14 protein-coding genes are annotated in these 14,675 nt (G+C 66.8%); 8 read left to right on the forward strand and 6 right to left on the reverse strand.

Annotated elements, in window-relative coordinates; translation table 11 throughout:
* Positions 1-102 precede the first annotated feature (102 nt).
* The gene (locus BP26_RS0111540; protein WP_029920735.1) at positions 103-1,080 is read right to left on the reverse strand and encodes a helix-turn-helix transcriptional regulator; all 978 of its coding nucleotides are present in this window, start codon (positions 1,078-1,080) and stop codon (positions 103-105) included.
* A 311-nt stretch (positions 1,081-1,391) separates the two neighbouring features.
* Between BP26_RS0111540 and BP26_RS0111545 the strand changes: the two genes are divergently transcribed.
* Both BP26_RS0111545 and BP26_RS0111550 read left to right on the forward strand, forming a co-directional pair.
* Positions 1,392-1,868, forward strand: a complete 477-nt coding sequence (locus BP26_RS0111545; RefSeq protein ID WP_029920736.1) for an Mpo1 family 2-hydroxy fatty acid dioxygenase — start codon at positions 1,392-1,394, stop codon at positions 1,866-1,868.
* A 118-nt stretch (positions 1,869-1,986) separates the two neighbouring features.
* Positions 1,987-2,691, forward strand: coding sequence for a DUF1134 domain-containing protein (locus BP26_RS0111550; RefSeq protein ID WP_051748872.1), 705 nt, complete (start codon positions 1,987-1,989; stop codon positions 2,689-2,691).
* A 161-nt stretch (positions 2,692-2,852) separates the two neighbouring features.
* On the opposite strand, the gene BP26_RS0111555 is transcribed toward BP26_RS0111550, so the two are convergent.
* Entirely contained in the window at positions 2,853-4,016 is a 1,164-nt protein-coding gene (locus BP26_RS0111555) for an aminotransferase class V-fold PLP-dependent enzyme (protein ID WP_029920738.1), read from the reverse strand.
* Between the two features lie 135 nt (positions 4,017-4,151).
* Here BP26_RS0111555 and BP26_RS0111560 point away from each other — a divergent pair, with 135 nt between their 5' ends.
* Together BP26_RS0111560 and BP26_RS0111565 are read left to right on the forward strand one after the other, a co-directional pair.
* The gene (locus BP26_RS0111560) at positions 4,152-4,733 is read left to right on the forward strand and encodes an arsinothricin resistance N-acetyltransferase ArsN1 family B (RefSeq protein WP_036516676.1); all 582 of its coding nucleotides are present in this window, start codon (positions 4,152-4,154) and stop codon (positions 4,731-4,733) included.
* The gene (locus tag BP26_RS0111565; protein ID WP_029920740.1) at positions 4,730-5,155 is read left to right on the forward strand and encodes a secondary thiamine-phosphate synthase enzyme YjbQ; all 426 of its coding nucleotides are present in this window, start codon (positions 4,730-4,732) and stop codon (positions 5,153-5,155) included. Before BP26_RS0111560 ends, BP26_RS0111565 begins: the two co-directional genes overlap by 4 nt.
* 27 nt (positions 5,156-5,182) lie before the next feature.
* Here BP26_RS0111565 and BP26_RS0111570 read toward each other — a convergent pair whose 3' ends face one another.
* Positions 5,183-6,187, reverse strand: coding sequence for a CorA family divalent cation transporter (locus BP26_RS0111570; protein WP_051748873.1), 1,005 nt, complete (start codon positions 6,185-6,187; stop codon positions 5,183-5,185).
* Positions 6,188-6,346: 159 nt separating this feature from the next.
* Here BP26_RS0111570 and BP26_RS0111575 point away from each other — a divergent pair, with 159 nt between their 5' ends.
* Positions 6,347-7,837: an amidase gene (locus tag BP26_RS0111575; RefSeq protein WP_029920742.1), complete on the forward strand. Its 1,491-nt coding sequence runs from the start codon at positions 6,347-6,349 to the stop codon at positions 7,835-7,837.
* 138 nt (positions 7,838-7,975) lie between these two features.
* Here BP26_RS0111575 and BP26_RS31090 read toward each other — a convergent pair whose 3' ends face one another.
* The 3 genes from BP26_RS31090 to tfpB form a co-directional block, all read right to left on the reverse strand.
* Positions 7,976-8,899, reverse strand: a complete 924-nt coding sequence (locus tag BP26_RS31090; protein WP_029920743.1) for a DnaJ C-terminal domain-containing protein — start codon at positions 8,897-8,899, stop codon at positions 7,976-7,978.
* Positions 8,900-9,044: 145 nt separating this feature from the next.
* The gene (locus tag BP26_RS0111585; RefSeq protein WP_029920744.1) at positions 9,045-9,476 is read right to left on the reverse strand and encodes an Hsp20/alpha crystallin family protein; all 432 of its coding nucleotides are present in this window, start codon (positions 9,474-9,476) and stop codon (positions 9,045-9,047) included.
* A gap of 332 nt (positions 9,477-9,808) precedes the next feature.
* A complete protein-coding gene (tfpB, locus tag BP26_RS0111590) occupies positions 9,809-11,611 on the reverse strand; it encodes a type IV pilus assembly ATPase TfpB (RefSeq protein WP_051748874.1) in 1,803 nt (600 codons plus the stop codon).
* A 304-nt stretch (positions 11,612-11,915) separates the two neighbouring features.
* Between tfpB and BP26_RS0111595 the strand changes: the two genes are divergently transcribed.
* Genes BP26_RS0111595 through BP26_RS0111605 form a run of 3 tightly spaced genes read left to right on the forward strand, consistent with a single transcriptional unit; the run spans position 11,916 to position 14,674 of the window.
* On the forward strand, positions 11,916-13,607 hold the full coding sequence (locus BP26_RS0111595; protein ID WP_051748875.1) for a GMC family oxidoreductase: 1,692 nt from the start codon (positions 11,916-11,918) through the stop codon (positions 13,605-13,607).
* A 17-nt stretch (positions 13,608-13,624) separates the two neighbouring features.
* Entirely contained in the window at positions 13,625-14,140 is a 516-nt protein-coding gene (locus BP26_RS0111600; RefSeq protein ID WP_157572489.1) for a protease complex subunit PrcB family protein, read from the forward strand.
* Positions 14,141-14,179: 39 nt separating this feature from the next.
* A complete protein-coding gene (locus BP26_RS0111605) occupies positions 14,180-14,674 on the forward strand; it encodes a nuclear transport factor 2 family protein (RefSeq protein ID WP_051748876.1) in 495 nt (164 codons plus the stop codon).
* Position 14,675: the final 1 nt, after the last annotated feature.

A 14,675-nucleotide genomic window follows, 5' to 3' on the forward strand; every position in this document is an offset into this window, starting at 1 on the left:
ATGGCCGGAAAGCCTAGCATAGCGGCGTGTAAAGCAAAGTTTCCAGGCAGCCGGCTACGGGGCCGTCCAAGGCCTGCCCCGTCGAGGTGTAAGCGCCCCTATTTACGGCGCCGTCGGGTAGACCAGGCCAGCCAGCTCGCTGCGGCTGCACACGCCCAGCTTGCGGTAGATGCGGTAGAGATGATTGGCGACAGTCGAAGGGGCGATGCCGATGCGCCGTGCCGCCTGCTTGAAGCTGAGGCCATGGGCCACGGCGTAGACGATCTCGCGCTCGCGCTGGGTCAGCCGGTCCAGTGCGCCCGCCGGCCAGATGAAGACATAGTTGAAGTCCGCCAGCGGCTCGCAGCGGATGCACAGGCCGTTGACCAGGGTGGTCTCACCCTTGGGCGGCAGCGCGAAGGGCAGGGTGTACGGCGCGCGTCCAGGGAAATATTTCTCCAACATCTCCAGGAAGCGCGGCTGCGCCTCATGGAACATGCCCTCGCGGTCGATCGCCGCCGCCGCGCTTTCCGCCGGCCGGTCGGTGGGCGTGCGCATCAGGTGCAGGAAGAAGGCATGCGAAGCGGCGTTGAACAAGTGGAAAGTGGCGCGCTGCTGGCGTTGCCGGTCCTGTTCGGAAAACACCTGCTTGCGATCCTTCCGGTACAGGGTCAGGAGGGAATACAGGCCGCTGCGCGGATCCAGGTGCAGCGTGCTGAGGATGCGGCTGATGTCGAAGCGCTTGAAGCACTGCTCGTAGATCTCCGAGCGGAAGAAGCGCGCATCCGGCATGACGCTGCGCATGTCCACCGGGGCGCCGAGGTTGGCCAGGATGCGCGGCACGATCGGGTTGATCTCGTGGGTCTGCTCCAGCGCGCGGGGGAACTCCTCCGGCAGGCCGACCATCGCCACGGTGTGGAACTGCCAGCGCGGCAGCGAGCCGCTGCCCCACAGCGCGCCGTCGAACTCCACTACTTGCCGCAGCTCGTCCAGCGCCCAGGCGCGGAAGCCCTCCGGCGGCACGCTCAGCGCGGAACGGTAGAGACGGCCGATATAGCGATCGACCACATCGACGGGACTCGACGGCTTCAATTCCTGCATGCCTCTCCTCGAAGCGGTTGCGGCGGCGCCGATTCCCTTGGTGGCCCATAACGGCGGGGGCCGGGAATTCGCCCGTTCAGTTGCACTGTCCGTCGTCGCAACGCATTGACCTGGCTGATGAATCCCCTGCATACGGCCCTGTGCGCGCCGAAGGAGGGACGAAACCTTGCAGGCGGCCCGCAAAAAATGCCCAGTTGCCGGGTCGCCGCGGGGGCGGATTTACTATCGCCCCCTCAATCATTCCCCAGCATACTGCGCGGCGCAACCCGGAGTGCCGGTTTGCCTGCCGCATATTCTTCGGAGCCGATGGCATGAAGCCGATCGCACAATGGCTGGACGAGTACTCGCTGAGCCATCTCAATCCGCTGAACAAGACCCTGCACTGGATCTGCATTCCGCCGATCGTGCTTTCCCTGCTCGGCCTGCTGCGCGCCGTGCCGGGCGGTAACGACACGCTCAATGCCGCCTCCGTCGGCGCCTTGCTGGCGCTGGCCTATTACCTGGCCCTGTCGTGGCGGCTGGCGCTGGGCGCCGCCGGCGTACTGGCCCTGCTCTACGGGGTCGCCGATTCCTCCTTTCATCAGCTGGGCCGCCTGCACCTGCCGGCGATGGTCGCGGTATTCGTGCTGGCCTGGATCGGCCAGTTCGTCGGCCACCGGGTGGAAGGCGCCAAGCCGTCCTTCTTCAAGGACCTGCAGTTCCTGCTGATCGGCCCGCTGTGGCTGCTGGCCTTCATCTACCGCCGCCTGCACCTGCCGCTGGAAGCGCCGCGGGCTGCCCGCATTTAGACCCGCAAGGGGCTCGCAGCTGGCCTGGCCGCCACGCCTGGCGCGGCTCTCAGGTTGAACCCGGGGGCCTTTGTAAGGTCTCATAAGCGCCTTTTTGGCGACCCCGGAGACAAAATTGATGAATCAGAACTACCGGAAGGCCCGCGTGGCCTCCGCCGGCTTGGCCTTGGCTTTCGCCGCCCTGCTGGCTGCTTTGCCGCAGGCCAGCGCGCAGGACAGTTCCAGTCCGCCGACCTCCACCATCGGCGAGCAGCCGGGCGACGCCCCCGCCAGCCCGCCTCCAGCCGGCACCAATTCTCCGGCCAACCAGCCGGTGCCGCAGAACGGCGAGATCGGTCCGCAGACCTACACCCAGGATGAAACCATGGCCGCCGCGAAGAATTTCTTCGGCGGCACCACCGAAGGCCTGGCCAAGGCCATCGAAAAAGTGTTTTCCGACAACGGCCGTCCCAATGCCTACATCGTCGGCCAAGAAGGCTCCGGCGCCGTGATCCTCGGCCTGCGCTACGGCGAGGGCACGCTGTATTACAAGGGCGGCGGCTCGATGAAGGTCTATTGGCAGGGTCCGTCGGTCGGCTGGGATTTCGGCGGCAACGCCTCCAAGGTATTCACCCTGGTCTACAACCTGCACTGGACGCGCGACCTGTTCCAGCGTTTCCCCGGCGTGGACGGCAGCCTCTACATCGTCGCCGGCGTCGGCCTCAACTACCAGCGCGCCAACAACATCACCCTGGCCCCGATCCGCACCGGCGTCGGCCTGCGCGCGGGCGCCAACGTCGGCTACCTGAGCTACACCGAAAAGAAGACCTGGATTCCCTTTTGACATCCTGTCAAAGCACCGGGCCATCCTTGGCCCGGACTGTTCAAATAAGCGGTGCGATCTACGACCGTCACCGTAGGTCGGGTCAAGCGTAGCGGACCCGACGGTCGTCTCGGCACAGTCGGCTCCTGGCGCAAGCGCCTTGAGCCGACCTACGATATTTTTCAGGCCAGTGCTGCGATACAGCGATGCAGCAGCTCATCGATATCGCTGGCATCGTGGTAAATCCCGAACCCCAGCCGTAGCCGGTCCTCGCGATAATCTGCCATCACGTTCCGCGCCTGTAACCGCGCATGGCAATCCGCCGCCTGCGGACTTCGGAAGCAGAGGAAGTTGCCGCGCGGCAATCCGCGTTGCGGCATCAGCCGTTCCGCCTTCAGCGCATCCAGGCCCAGCCGTGCGATCCCGTCGAGAAAGCGCTCCTGCAAGGCTTCGACGTGCGCGTGGATCAGCGCCGGCGTCAGCTTGTGCGCATCGAGCCAGTTCATCACCGCATTGAAGCGGTACAGGCCGGTCGGATCGTAGGTGGCGCCCATGAAGCGCTGGCCGTCGCAGGCGTAGGGAATCTCGTCGGCGCCGCTGCTGAGCGCGCCGAAGCCGGCGAACCAGCCGGTATTCACCGGCCGTTCGGCATAACCCGGCGGGCAATGCAGGAACACGCAGCCCTCACCCGACATGGCGTACTTGTAGCCGCCGGCAAGGTAGAAGGCGCGGCCGGCGATATCGGAAAGATCGGTCGGCAGCGCCATGAAGGCGTGATAGCCATCGATCACCACCAGCGTCTGCGCATCGCGCACCTCCCGTACCAGCGCTGCCAGGTCTTGCACCAGGAAGCCGCTGTTGAAGAAGCACTGGCTGAAGTACACCAGGTCGTGACCGCCGCGCGCCGCGGCTGCGGCGAAGCGTTCGCCGAAACTGTCGAACGGCTCGGTGGCGACGCGCTCCATCTGCGCCAGACCGGCCTGTTCCAGGCGGCGCAGCTGCCGCGAGAAGCTGTGGAATTCGCCATCGGTGCTGAGCACCCGCACCGGCTGGCGTTCGATGCAGGACAGCAGGCGCAGCAGGAATTCGTGTGTATTGCCGGCAAAGCACAGCGTCTGCGCCGAGGGCAGGTTCAGCCGCCGCGCCACATGTGCCTGCGCCTGCGGCAACACCTCGCTGTAAACCAGATCCCATTTGCCGTCGATCAGCTCCGCCGCGTCGAGCCAGGCCTGCTGCTGCGCTTCGAAACTCACGTCCGGCCACGGGTGATGGCTGTGCGCCGCGGCATGCAGCCATTGCCCTGCGCCGAGAAAACGGGAAAAGTGATGCTTCCAGGATGTCGTCATGGCCGATGCCGATAGTCGTATGAAGGCAGTTATACGCTGTGCCGGGCTGGCAGTGAACCAGGGAGTCGGTCTGCGCACCGGGACAGGTTTTGCATCGCGGGAACAGTGTCCCCGGTTTGAGGTCGGAGCAAAGTTATGTACGGAACGATCCGGATTCGTGAAGCGCAGGTGCGTGATGCCGCGACCATCGCGGCGATCTACGCGCCCTATGTGCGCGACACCATCGTCTCGTTTGAGGTCGAGCCGCCGGCGCCAGGGGAAATGGGCCGCCGCCTTGCCGCCATCGGCGCGCGCTATCCCTGGTTGGTGGCGGAGCAGGGCGGCCGCGTGCTCGGCTATGCCTATGCCGGCGAGCACCGCAGCCGCGCCGCCTATCGCTGGGATGTGGACGTGGCGGTCTATCTCGCGGCGGACGCACACCGGCGCGGCGTCGGCCGCCGTTTATACCGGGCGCTGTTCGAAGTGCTGCGGCGCCTGGGCCACGTCAACGCCTATGCCGGCATCGCCTTGCCCAACGATGCCAGCGTCGGCCTGCATGAAGCCCTGGGCTTCGCACCGGTCGGGATTTATCGCCAGGTCGGCTACAAGCATGGCGCCTGGCACGACGTCGGCTGGTGGGCGCTGGGCTTGCGGCCGCCGCCCTCGAACCCGGCCGAGCCGATTCCTTTCCCGATGCTGGATCACGCCAGCCTGCACGCCTTGCTGGAGAACGCATGAGCCCGTGGCAGCAGACCACGATCGCCGTCGCTACCCGCGGCCGCGGCTTCCTTGAGCTGACGGCGCAGGTCGAAGACCTGCTGTCGCGCGCCGGCTTGCGCATCGGCCTGTGCCACCTGTTCCTGCGCCACACCAGCGCTTCGCTGTGCCTTGCCGAAAATGCCGATCCCGAGGTCCACCGCGATCTGGAACGCTTCGCGCAGCGTCTGGCGCCGGATGGCGACCGGCTGTTCCGTCACGATGCCGAAGGTCCGGACGATATGCCGGCGCATGTGCGCAACCTGTTTGCGGGCTACGAGCTGACCGTGCCGATCCGCGATGGACGCCTCGCGCTTGGAACCTGGCAAGGCATTTATTTGTGGGAACACCGTACCTCCGGCCATCGCCGCGAGGTGGTGGTGACGCTGCAGGGCGAACGCTGAGGTGCCCCCCGCGATTGGTGCCAGGCCCTAAAAAAGCTTGCGCCAGTGCAGCACCACCAGTGTGGCCACGGCTACGCCCGTCATCAGCAGCATCACGTTCCAGAAACCGGCACTGTCCTGCAGCCAGGGCAGGCCGCCCACATTCATGCCGAACACGCCGGTGATCAGCGTGATCGGCAACATCACGGTGGTGACGATCGACAGCAGGTAGAGGTTGCGGTTGGTTGCCTCGCCGAGCTGGCCGGCGATTTCTTCCTGAAGGAGGCGCGCGCGTTCCTGCACCAGCTCCAGGTCCTGCGCTACTGCGTCGAGGCGTTCGATCGCCAGGCGCAGCTGGCCCGCGTCCGCTTCCTTGGCCCAGGCCGGCAGTCGTGTGCGCGCGTGGATCAGCGACTGGCGGTTGGCGCCGAGCTGCCGCCGCAGGCGCGCCAGCAGGCGGCGCACCCGTCCCAGTTCCTTGCCCTCGTCGGCGACGCGGCCCTGCAGGATGCGGTCCTCCGCCTCATCGACGGCCTCGTTGATATCGGTCACCGCGGTGCCGAAAGTCTCTGCCAGGTTGTGCACCAGTTGCGACAGCCACTGGATGGCGGAGCCTACCGTCTCGCCGCCGCGCAACTCGTGGCGCAAGCGGTCGGACGAGGCCAGCGGATGGCGGCGGCCGCTGACCACCAGCGTCTCGCTGATATACAGGTGCAGCGTGCCGAAGCCCTCCGGATCGGACTCGAAGTCGTGGTGCAGATCGCCCAGTACGCCGACCAGGCCATCACCCAAGGGCTCCAGGCGGATGCGCGGGTCGACGTCCAGCAGCAGCTCGCGCGCCTCCTCCGGGATATGTTCGCTGTTGGCGATCCAGCGGCTGGCGCGTGTGTCGACCAGGTTGAAATGCAGCCATAGCGGCTGCTGCGGCGTGCCGCACTCCCGCTCGGCGTCCGCCGCGTCGACGTCCAGCTGGATCGCCTCGGGAGCCGCCTCCGCGCGCAGGCGGAAGCCGCAGATCATGCCCTTGCTGTCGACGATCTCGAACATATTCATATTGTGCCTTTGCAGGGGGCCGTCGACCGGCCCCGTTGGTACCGCTGGCGCACCCGACGGTGAGGAACCCCGGGAGCCGATTAAACTAGACCATCAATGCGGTGCAGCCAGGCCGGGACCACCCCGCGGCGCCACCCAACACACAATCTTGGGGGAAGTATGTTCAAGGAATATGGCAGTTACGACGCCACCGGCCTGGCCGAGCTGGTCGCCCGCGGCGAAGTCAGTGCCGCCGAACTGCTGGAAGCGGCGATCGCCCGTGCCGAGGTGGTCAATCCCGGACTCAGGGCCATCAACATCCCCATGCTGGACATCGGCCGCGCCCGGGCCGGCGAAAGACTGAGCGGTCCTTTCGCCGGGGTACCCTTCCTGATCAAGGACATCGCCCAGGATTACGCCGGCGTACCCACCACCTCCGGCAGCCGCGCCTTGCGCAACTGGATCCCCACCGAGCATGCCGAGATCGTCAACCGTTTCCTCGGCGCCGGCCTGGTGATCTTCGGCAAGACCGCCACCCCCGAGTTCGCCCTCAAGGCCCTCACCGAAACCGAGCTGTGGGGCGCCACGCGCAATCCCTGGGACCCGTCGCGTACGCCCGGCGGCTCCTCCGGCGGCACGGCCGCGGCGGTGGCGGCCGGCATCGTGCCGATGGCAGGCGCTTCCGACGGCGGCGGTTCCATCCGCATCCCGGCTTCTTACTGCGGTCTGTTCGGCCTGCGGCCCTCCCGCGGCCGCGTACCGCCGGGACCGCTCCACGGCGAGTTCTGGGACGGCGCCTCCAGCGAACATGTGCTGACCCGCAGCGTACGCGACTCGGCACGCATGCTCGACGCCATCGCCGGCGCCGACATCGGCGCCCCCTTCGTCATCGCCCGGCCGCAGCACGCGTTTGCCGAAGAGGCGACCCGCGAGCCCGAGCGCCTGCGCGTCGGCTTCTGCACCCGCTCGCCGCTGGGCACCGAAGTCGATCCGGCCTGTATCGAAGCGGTGCGCAATACGGCGCACCTGCTCGAACAGCTCGGCCACCACGTCGAGGAAGCCGAGCCGGAAATCGATGGTCAGGCGCTGGCGCGATGCTTCATCAACATGTATTTCGGCCAGGTCGCCGCCAGCATGGACGAGGCCAGGCATGCCACCGGCGCCGGCGATGCGGACTTCGAACTGGAGACCCGCGCCCTGGGCATGTTCGGCAGGGCCCTCAGCGCCGGCGAGTACGTTTCCAGCCGCAAGCAATGGAACGGCTTCGCCCGCGCGCTCGGTCGCTTCCACCAGACCTACGACCTCTACCTGATTCCCAGTACCGCCATGCCGCCCTCGCGCATCGGCGAACTGGCCATGCCGGCGGCACAGCAGGCGTTGCTGAAGGTGATCCTGCGCCTGGGTGTGGGCAAGCTGCTGCTGCACAGCGACATCGTCAGGCAGCTGGTGGACCAAAGCCTCAGGCGCGTGCCCTTCACCCAGCTGTCCAACCTCACCGGCACGCCCAGCATGTCGGTGCCGCTGCACTGGGCGCCCGCCGAGCTTGGTGGTCCCGAACTGCCGGTCGGTGTGCAGTTCGTGGCGCGCTTCGGCGAGGAGGCCACCCTGCTGCGCCTGGCGGCGCAGCTGGAGCAGGCACGGCCGTGGAAGGACAAGCGGCCCACAATGTAGGTCGGGTCAAGCCTGTCCCGACATGCACGCTGAAGAGTAGCCCGGCAAACGCGTAGCGTTAGCCGGGTTGCGCCATCCGACGGTGCGGCAAACCCCGGGTAGCGCTGCGCGCTTCCCGGGCTACATGGTTACACGGCTTCAGGCCTTATGCGGCTCGACCGCGAAGTGCTGCTTCATGCCCTCGTAGAAGGCGCGGTCCTCGTCGGTCTTCGCCGGCGGCGTGACCAGCTGGATGGTGACGATCTCGTCACCCGGCGTGGCGCCCGGCAGGCCGCGGCCCTTCAGGCGCAGCTTCTTGCCGGCCTGGGTGCCCGCCGGCAGGTTCAGCTCCACCGCGCCGCCCAACGTCGGCACCGGCACCTTGCCGCCCAGCGCCGCTTCCCAGGGCGCCACCTGCAAGGTGACCAGGATGTCGCGGCCCTCGACCTGGAATACCGCGTGCGGCGCGAACTCCAGTTCCAGCAGCAGATTGCCGCCGTTCGCGCCCTGGCCGGCAAGGCGGATGGTTTGCCCGCCGGTTACGCCCTTTGGAATGCGCACGCTGAGCGTGCGGCCGCCGACCGTGATGTTGCGGGTGGCGCCGGCAAAGGAATCCTCCAGCGCGATGGCCAGCTTGGCGCGCTGGTCTTGCGGCATGCCGCCGAAGTTTCCTTCCGCATCGTCGAAGCCGCCCGCGGCGCCGCCGAACAGGGTCGAGAAGAAATCGGAGAAATTGCCGGCGCCGGGACCGCCCGCGCCGCCGAAGCCCGCTGCGCCGCCGGGTCCCGCCCGGCGGCCGCCGGCGCGGCCGAAGCCGCCGGATTCGAAGTTCCAGCCGGGCGGCGGTGTGAAGCGCTCGCCCGCCCGCCAGTTGGCGCCGAGCTGGTCGTAAGCCTCGCGCTTCTTCGGATCGCCCAGGACGTCATTGGCCTCGTTGGCCTCCTTGAACTTGTCCTCGGCACCCTTGGCCTTGTTCTTGTCGGGGTGGTACTGCCGCGCCAGCTTGCGGTAGGCGCGCTTGATCTCGGCCGCATCGGCCGTACGCGGCACGCCGAGAATCTTGTAGTAATCCTTGTATTCCACGGTTCGACGAATTCCAGAAAATCGGGGACGGAAAAGAAAACGGGGCGCCCGAAGCGCCCCGTTACTTTACCAACTATGCAGCCGGTTACCGACTATGCCGCCCCGGCGTCCTGCCAATCAATGAAGCCGGGGCTTGTACGCAGGCTTAGTGGCTGACCGTGATCTTGCGAGGCTGGGCCGCGGGACGCTTCGGGATCGCAATCTCCAGCACGCCGTTGCTGCCCTTGGCGGTGACGGATTCGCCGTCGATCGTGTCCGGCAGGCTGAAGCGGCGGAAGAAACGGCCGTTGGCGCGCTCGATGCGGCGGGCCTCGACGCCGGCGGCTTCGACCGCCTTCTCGCGGTTGCCGCTCAGGGTCAGCACGCCTTTCTCCAGCGTCACCTCGATGCTCTTGAGGTCCACGCCCGGCACGTCCGCATACAGCACGAACTTGTCGGCGTATTCCTCGATGTCCACCGCAGGCGTCCACTCGGCGGTGGCGCCGGTCGATGCGTCGGCGCGGTCGAAGTAGCGGTTGAATTCGTTCAGCAGTTCCCGGTGCACGGACCAGGGTTGATAGCGCAGCAGAGTCGTCATGTCCTAAATCTCCTTACGTTGCTTGATGATTCGGGCTCAACGCCCTCGTCAATGGAAGTTAGGGATGGTGTTTCGCGGTTCAAGAGTCTGCCCGGCCGCGGCGTGCGCCTGTAGATAAAATCACTACGCTCTCGCATCGGGCCGGGGCGAAGCGGCTCACGCGGCCAGGCAAACTTCAAGTCCAATATGGGGTGTTCGCGCCGCCAATCAAGAGGTGAACCAAGAGGCGGACGGGATGAGACCGGCAGCGTCCAAGGCACGCCGCGGCACGATAGGCTGGTGCGTTCTCGCCGCAACGCCCCTGGCGAAGCCGGGGCATGCGGTGAAGGAGCCTAGGCCGCCGGTTCCAGCCCGGCAGCGCCCAGCACTTCCTCCACGCTGGTCAGGCCTTCGACGATCTTCCTGCATCCGGCCAGCCGCAGCGGCGTCATGCCTTCACGCACCGCATGCTCGCGCAGCACCGCGCCGTCGGTCTGTTCGTGGATCTGCTTCTTCAGCGTGTGGCTCAGCGGCATGATCTCGTAGATGCCGACGCGGCCGAGGTAGCCGGTCTCGCGGCACTCGAGGCAGCCGATCGGCTCGTACGCGGTTTCCGGCCGCGGCATCGGCGCGCCGCCGGTGATGTCGAACCAGCGGTCGGCGTCCAGTTCCACCGCGTGCTTGCAGTGCGGGCACAGGCGCCGTACCAGGCGCTGCGCCACCACGCCGATCACCACCGCCTTGATCATGAAGCTCGGCACACCCAGGTCGAGCAGGCGCGTCACCGCGGATGGCGCGTCGTTGGTGTGCAGGGTGGAGAGCACCAGGTGTCCGGTGAGCGCGGCCTGTACCGCGACTTCGGCCGTCTCCAGGTCGCGGATTTCGCCGACCATGATGATGTCCGGATCCTGGCGCATCAGCGCGCGGATGCCGTCGGCGAAGTCGAGATCGATATTGCCCTGCACCTGCATCTGGTTGAAGGCCGGATCGACCATTTCGATCGGATCCTCGATGGTGCAGACGTTGACCTGCGGTGTGGCCAGCTGCCGCAGCGAGGAATACAGCGTGGTGGTCTTGCCCGAGCCGGTGGGGCCGGTGACCAGCACGATGCCATGCGGCCGCGTGATCATCTCCTGCCAGATGCGCGCCTCGTCGACCGAGAAGCCGAGCTGGCTGAAGTCGCGTTGCAGCACCTCGGGATCGAAGATGCGCAGCACCAGCTTTTCGCCGAAGGCGGTGGGCAGGCTCGCCGCGCGCAATTCGACTTCCTTGCCCTCGGGCGAGCGCGTCTTGATGCGGCCGTCCTGCGGCCGGCGTTTTTCCGCCACGTCCATGCGCGCGATGATCTTGATGCGGCTGGTCACCGCCGTCATCACCGTCGCCGGGATCTGGTAGACCTCGTGCAGCACGCCGTCGATGCGGAAGCGCACCTTGCCGTGCTCGCGGCGCGGCTCCAGGTGGATGTCGCTGGCGCGCGAGTCGAAGGCGTATTGCAGCAGCCAGTCGACGATGTTGATCACATGCTGGTCGTTGGCGTCGAGCTTGCCGCTGCGGCCCAGCTCGACCAGCTGCTCCAGCGTGCGGGTGTTGCCGAAACTGCCGAATTTGGCGCGCTCCTCGCTGCTGGCCTTGACCGACTTGGCCAGCGCGTAGAACTCCACCAGGTAGCGCTCGATATCGAGCGGATTGGCCAGCACGCGCTTGATGCGCAGCTTGAGCACGCTGCCCAGGTCGCGCTCCCATTCGCGCAGCCAGGGCTCGGCGGTGGCGATCACCACTTCCTCGTGCGTCACCTTCACCGGCAGGATCTTGAGGCGCGCGGCATAGGCGTACGACACCACGGTGGTGACCTTGCCCACCTCGATCGACAGCGGATCGATGCGCAGGTAGGGCAGGCCGGTCCTGCCGGCCAGGTACTGCACCAGCGCCTCCAGGGTCAGGCGCTTGCCCGGCTGCCTGGCATTGTCCAGTTCACACTCGGCCACCCGCTGCAGCGGATGGCGGTATTCGCGCCATTCGCCGGCCCGGGCACGCAGGGCGCGCGCCTGTTCCGGCAGGATCATGCCGTCGCCGACGAGGTAGTCCAGCACCTCGGCGAGGTCGATGGCGTGATCGCGGATCTTGTCGTTCTGGGTTTGCGGGACGGCCTGATTCATGGCGCTAACTTATCACCAAATTCCACCGGGCCTTCCCTCCGGCCGGTTCACAGAGGCGAGCCAGGGGAGTAGACTCGGCCAAATTAAACGTGCGTTCAAGGATTCAAAAAGGAGTATCCGGGTTGCCGGTGCCCCTGGGCTTGGGCGGAAATGAAATCGGCAGGAGGAGCGCGGTGAATACATACGATTTCGTCATTGTGGGCGGTGGGCGACCTGGCGCCGTTGGGCGAGGGGCCCCGAAGGGGATCGCCCCGGCGACGGGGATGCGAACCACCTGCGCTGCTCATTGCATGTGGAGACTGTCATGAGTGGAGATCGCAGCTACGATTTCCTGATCGTTGGCGGCGGTTCCGCTGGCTGCGTGCTGGCCAACCGTCTCTCCGCCAGCGGCAAGTGGCAGGTGCTGCTGCTCGAAGCCGGCCCGGCGGACAGCAGCCCGTTCATCCACATGCCCACCGGCATCATCCCGGTGATCCGCAGCAACGTGCTGAACTGGAAGTTCTGGACCACGCCGCAGCAGAGTTGCGGCGGCCGCCCGATGTTCTGGCCGCGCGGCCGCACCCTCGGCGGCAGTTCCTCCATCAATGCCATGTGCTACATCCGCGGCCATGCCTGGGATTACGACCATTGGGCCAGCCTGGGCAACGAGGGCTGGTCCTACAAGGACGTGCTGCCCTATTTCCGCAAGATGGAGAATTTCGAGGCCATCGACAAGGTCCCTGGCGGGCGCGAGTTCCACGGCAGCGGCGGTCCGCTCAACGTGGCCGAGCACCGTTTCGTCAACCCGCTGATGACAGCCTTCGTAGAGGCCGGCCAGCAAGCCGGTTACAAGAAGACCGCCGACTTCAACGGTGCGCAGCAGGAAGGCATCGGCTACTACCACGTGATGCAGAAGGACGGCGAGCGCTGCAGCAATGCGCGCGGCTTCCTCACGCCGGTCCTGGACCGGCCCAACCTCAAGGTGATCACCGGCGCCCATGCGGCGCGCGTGCTGTTCGAAGGCAAGCGCGCGGTCGGTGTGCGCTATCTCCAGAACGGCCGCTACGCCGAGGCGATGGCGCGCAAGGAAGTGATTCTCAGCGCCGGCGCCATCGGCTCGCCGCAGTTGCTGCTGCTGTCGGGTGTGGGCCCGCGCGCGCAGATCGAGCAACACGGCATCCAGGCGGTGCATGAACTGCCCGGCGTGGGCGAGAACCTGCAGGATCACCTCGACATCCACGTCACCTGGGAAGAGAAGACCCGCCACGGCATCAGCCTGCACTGGACCTCGTTGTGGCGCTCGCTGAAAAGCCTGTTCCAGTACCTCACCGGGCGGCGCGGCGAACTCACCAGCAACCTAGCCCAGGCCGGCGGCTTCGTGAAGAGCGATCCCGCGCAGGCCATCCCGGACCTGCAATGGCACCTGGTGCCCTTCGTCTATTCCAATCACGGCCAGGATCTTACGCCGCTGTTCAAGTATTACGCCTTCACCCTGATGACCTGCTTCCTGCGCCCGGAAAGCCGCGGCACCGTGCGGCTGGCCAGCAGCGATCCGCTGGCGCCGCCAGTGATCGACGCCAATTACCTCGCCACGCCGCGCGACATGGACGCCCTGGTCAAGGGCGTCAGGCTGGCGCGCCAGGTGCTGGAACAGCCGGCCTTCGCCCCGCACCGCCTGCAGGAAATGGAGCCGGGCGCGGCGGTGCAGAGCGACGAGCAGATCCGCGAGTTCATCCGCCGCCGCGCGGAGACCGTCTACCACCCGGTCGGCACCTGCAAGATGGGCAGCGACGGCATGGCGGTGGTCGATCCGCGCCTGCGCGTGCATGGCCTCGCCGGCCTGCGCGTGGTCGATGCCTCGGTCATGCCGACCCTGATCGGCGGCAACACCAATGCGCCCACCACCATGATTGCCGAGCGTGCGGCGGACCTCATCCTGCAGGATGCGGCCCTCGGCGTCGGCATGCCAGACTATGCGCCGGTGCCGGCCGCGGCCGACGCCATGGTGGAAAAGTAGTCGCTCACGGGGGAAGCATGTCGGTTTCAAAAGGATTGCCGCGCTTCGCCGCGGCACTGTCGGCGTGCCTGTTCGCCGGCTGCGGTTCGCTGCCGGAGGTGCTGCAGGGCAGCTCGTCGATCGAGGTGGCCGAGGTGCGCCGCCTGCTCAATTGCAACAGCGACGGGCCGCAGACGCGCCTGTCCCTTCTGGCCGATCGCGAGGCGGTGCGGGCCTGGCAGGGCAGCCACAACGTCGATCTGGTCGGGGTCGATCCCCTGCCGGAGGCGGGCGCCTATGCGCTGGTGGAGATGGGCGTGCACATGAGCGCCGGCTACGGCCTGGCGATCAGCCGCCGCGCCCAGATCAGCGGGCTCACCATCACCCTCAGCGCCAGCCTGCTGAGCCCGGACGCGGGCGAAGCGGCCGCGCAGATGCTTACCAGTCCCTGCGTGCTGGTGGCGCTGCCCCACGGGACTTACCGTGCCGCGGAACTGCGCGATCCGGCGGGCAATCTGCTGGCGCGGGCGGACGCGGCAACGCCGGTGCAGTAAGCTTATCGCCTGTTCCGCCGACGTTCCGGGGTCTCCTTCGTGGTAAAGAATCTGCTGCTGTCTTTTGCACTCGCCGCGTCCCTCGCGGCCGCGCCCGCCGGCTGGGCCGCCGCCTCTTCCGGCGACGCCGTGCCGGGCCCGGTCAGCGTGGTCGATGCCTTCCACGCGGCGCTCAAGGCCAACGACCCCGCCACCGCGCTCAAGATGCTCTCGGTCAGCGTCAGCATCTTCGAACAGGGCTTCGTCGACCAGACGCGCGCCGACTATGCCGGGGCGCATATCGCCGCCGATGCCGCCTTCGCCAGCAACGATCTCCAGATCCTGGAGCGGCGCATCATCTGGCTCGGCGACAACGCCGCCTGTGTCATCTCCAAAACCCATACCCAGGGTAATTTCCAGGGGCACCCGATCGACCTGGTCGGCACCGAGACCATGGTGCTGCAGCGCAGCGGCAACAGCTGGACCATCGAGCACATCCACTGGTCGGCCCATCCGGGTGAAGGCGAAGCCAAGCCAGCTGCAGACAAGCACTAAA

Source organism: Nevskia soli DSM 19509 (assembly GCF_000711955.1).
Lineage (GTDB): Bacteria > Pseudomonadota > Gammaproteobacteria > Nevskiales > Nevskiaceae > Nevskia > Nevskia soli.

Coding starts and splice junctions, on each gene's coding strand:
- BP26_RS0111540 (WP_029920735.1), bottom strand. CDS start 1,080: ATGCAGGAATTGAAGCCGTCGAGTCCCGTCGATGTGGTCGATCGCTAT.
- BP26_RS0111545 (WP_029920736.1), top strand. CDS start 1,392: ATGAAGCCGATCGCACAATGGCTGGACGAGTACTCGCTGAGCCATCTC.
- BP26_RS0111550 (WP_051748872.1), top strand. CDS start 1,987: ATGAATCAGAACTACCGGAAGGCCCGCGTGGCCTCCGCCGGCTTGGCC.
- BP26_RS0111555 (WP_029920738.1), bottom strand. CDS start 4,016: ATGACGACATCCTGGAAGCATCACTTTTCCCGTTTTCTCGGCGCAGGG.
- BP26_RS0111560 (WP_036516676.1), top strand. CDS start 4,152: ATGTACGGAACGATCCGGATTCGTGAAGCGCAGGTGCGTGATGCCGCG.
- BP26_RS0111565 (WP_029920740.1), top strand. CDS start 4,730: ATGAGCCCGTGGCAGCAGACCACGATCGCCGTCGCTACCCGCGGCCGC.
- BP26_RS0111570 (WP_051748873.1), bottom strand. CDS start 6,187: ATGAATATGTTCGAGATCGTCGACAGCAAGGGCATGATCTGCGGCTTC.
- BP26_RS0111575 (WP_029920742.1), top strand. CDS start 6,347: ATGTTCAAGGAATATGGCAGTTACGACGCCACCGGCCTGGCCGAGCTG.
- BP26_RS0111585 (WP_029920744.1), bottom strand. CDS start 9,476: ATGACGACTCTGCTGCGCTATCAACCCTGGTCCGTGCACCGGGAACTG.
- tfpB (WP_051748874.1), bottom strand. CDS start 11,611: ATGAATCAGGCCGTCCCGCAAACCCAGAACGACAAGATCCGCGATCAC.
- BP26_RS0111595 (WP_051748875.1), top strand. CDS start 11,916: ATGAGTGGAGATCGCAGCTACGATTTCCTGATCGTTGGCGGCGGTTCC.
- BP26_RS0111600 (WP_157572489.1), top strand. CDS start 13,625: ATGTCGGTTTCAAAAGGATTGCCGCGCTTCGCCGCGGCACTGTCGGCG.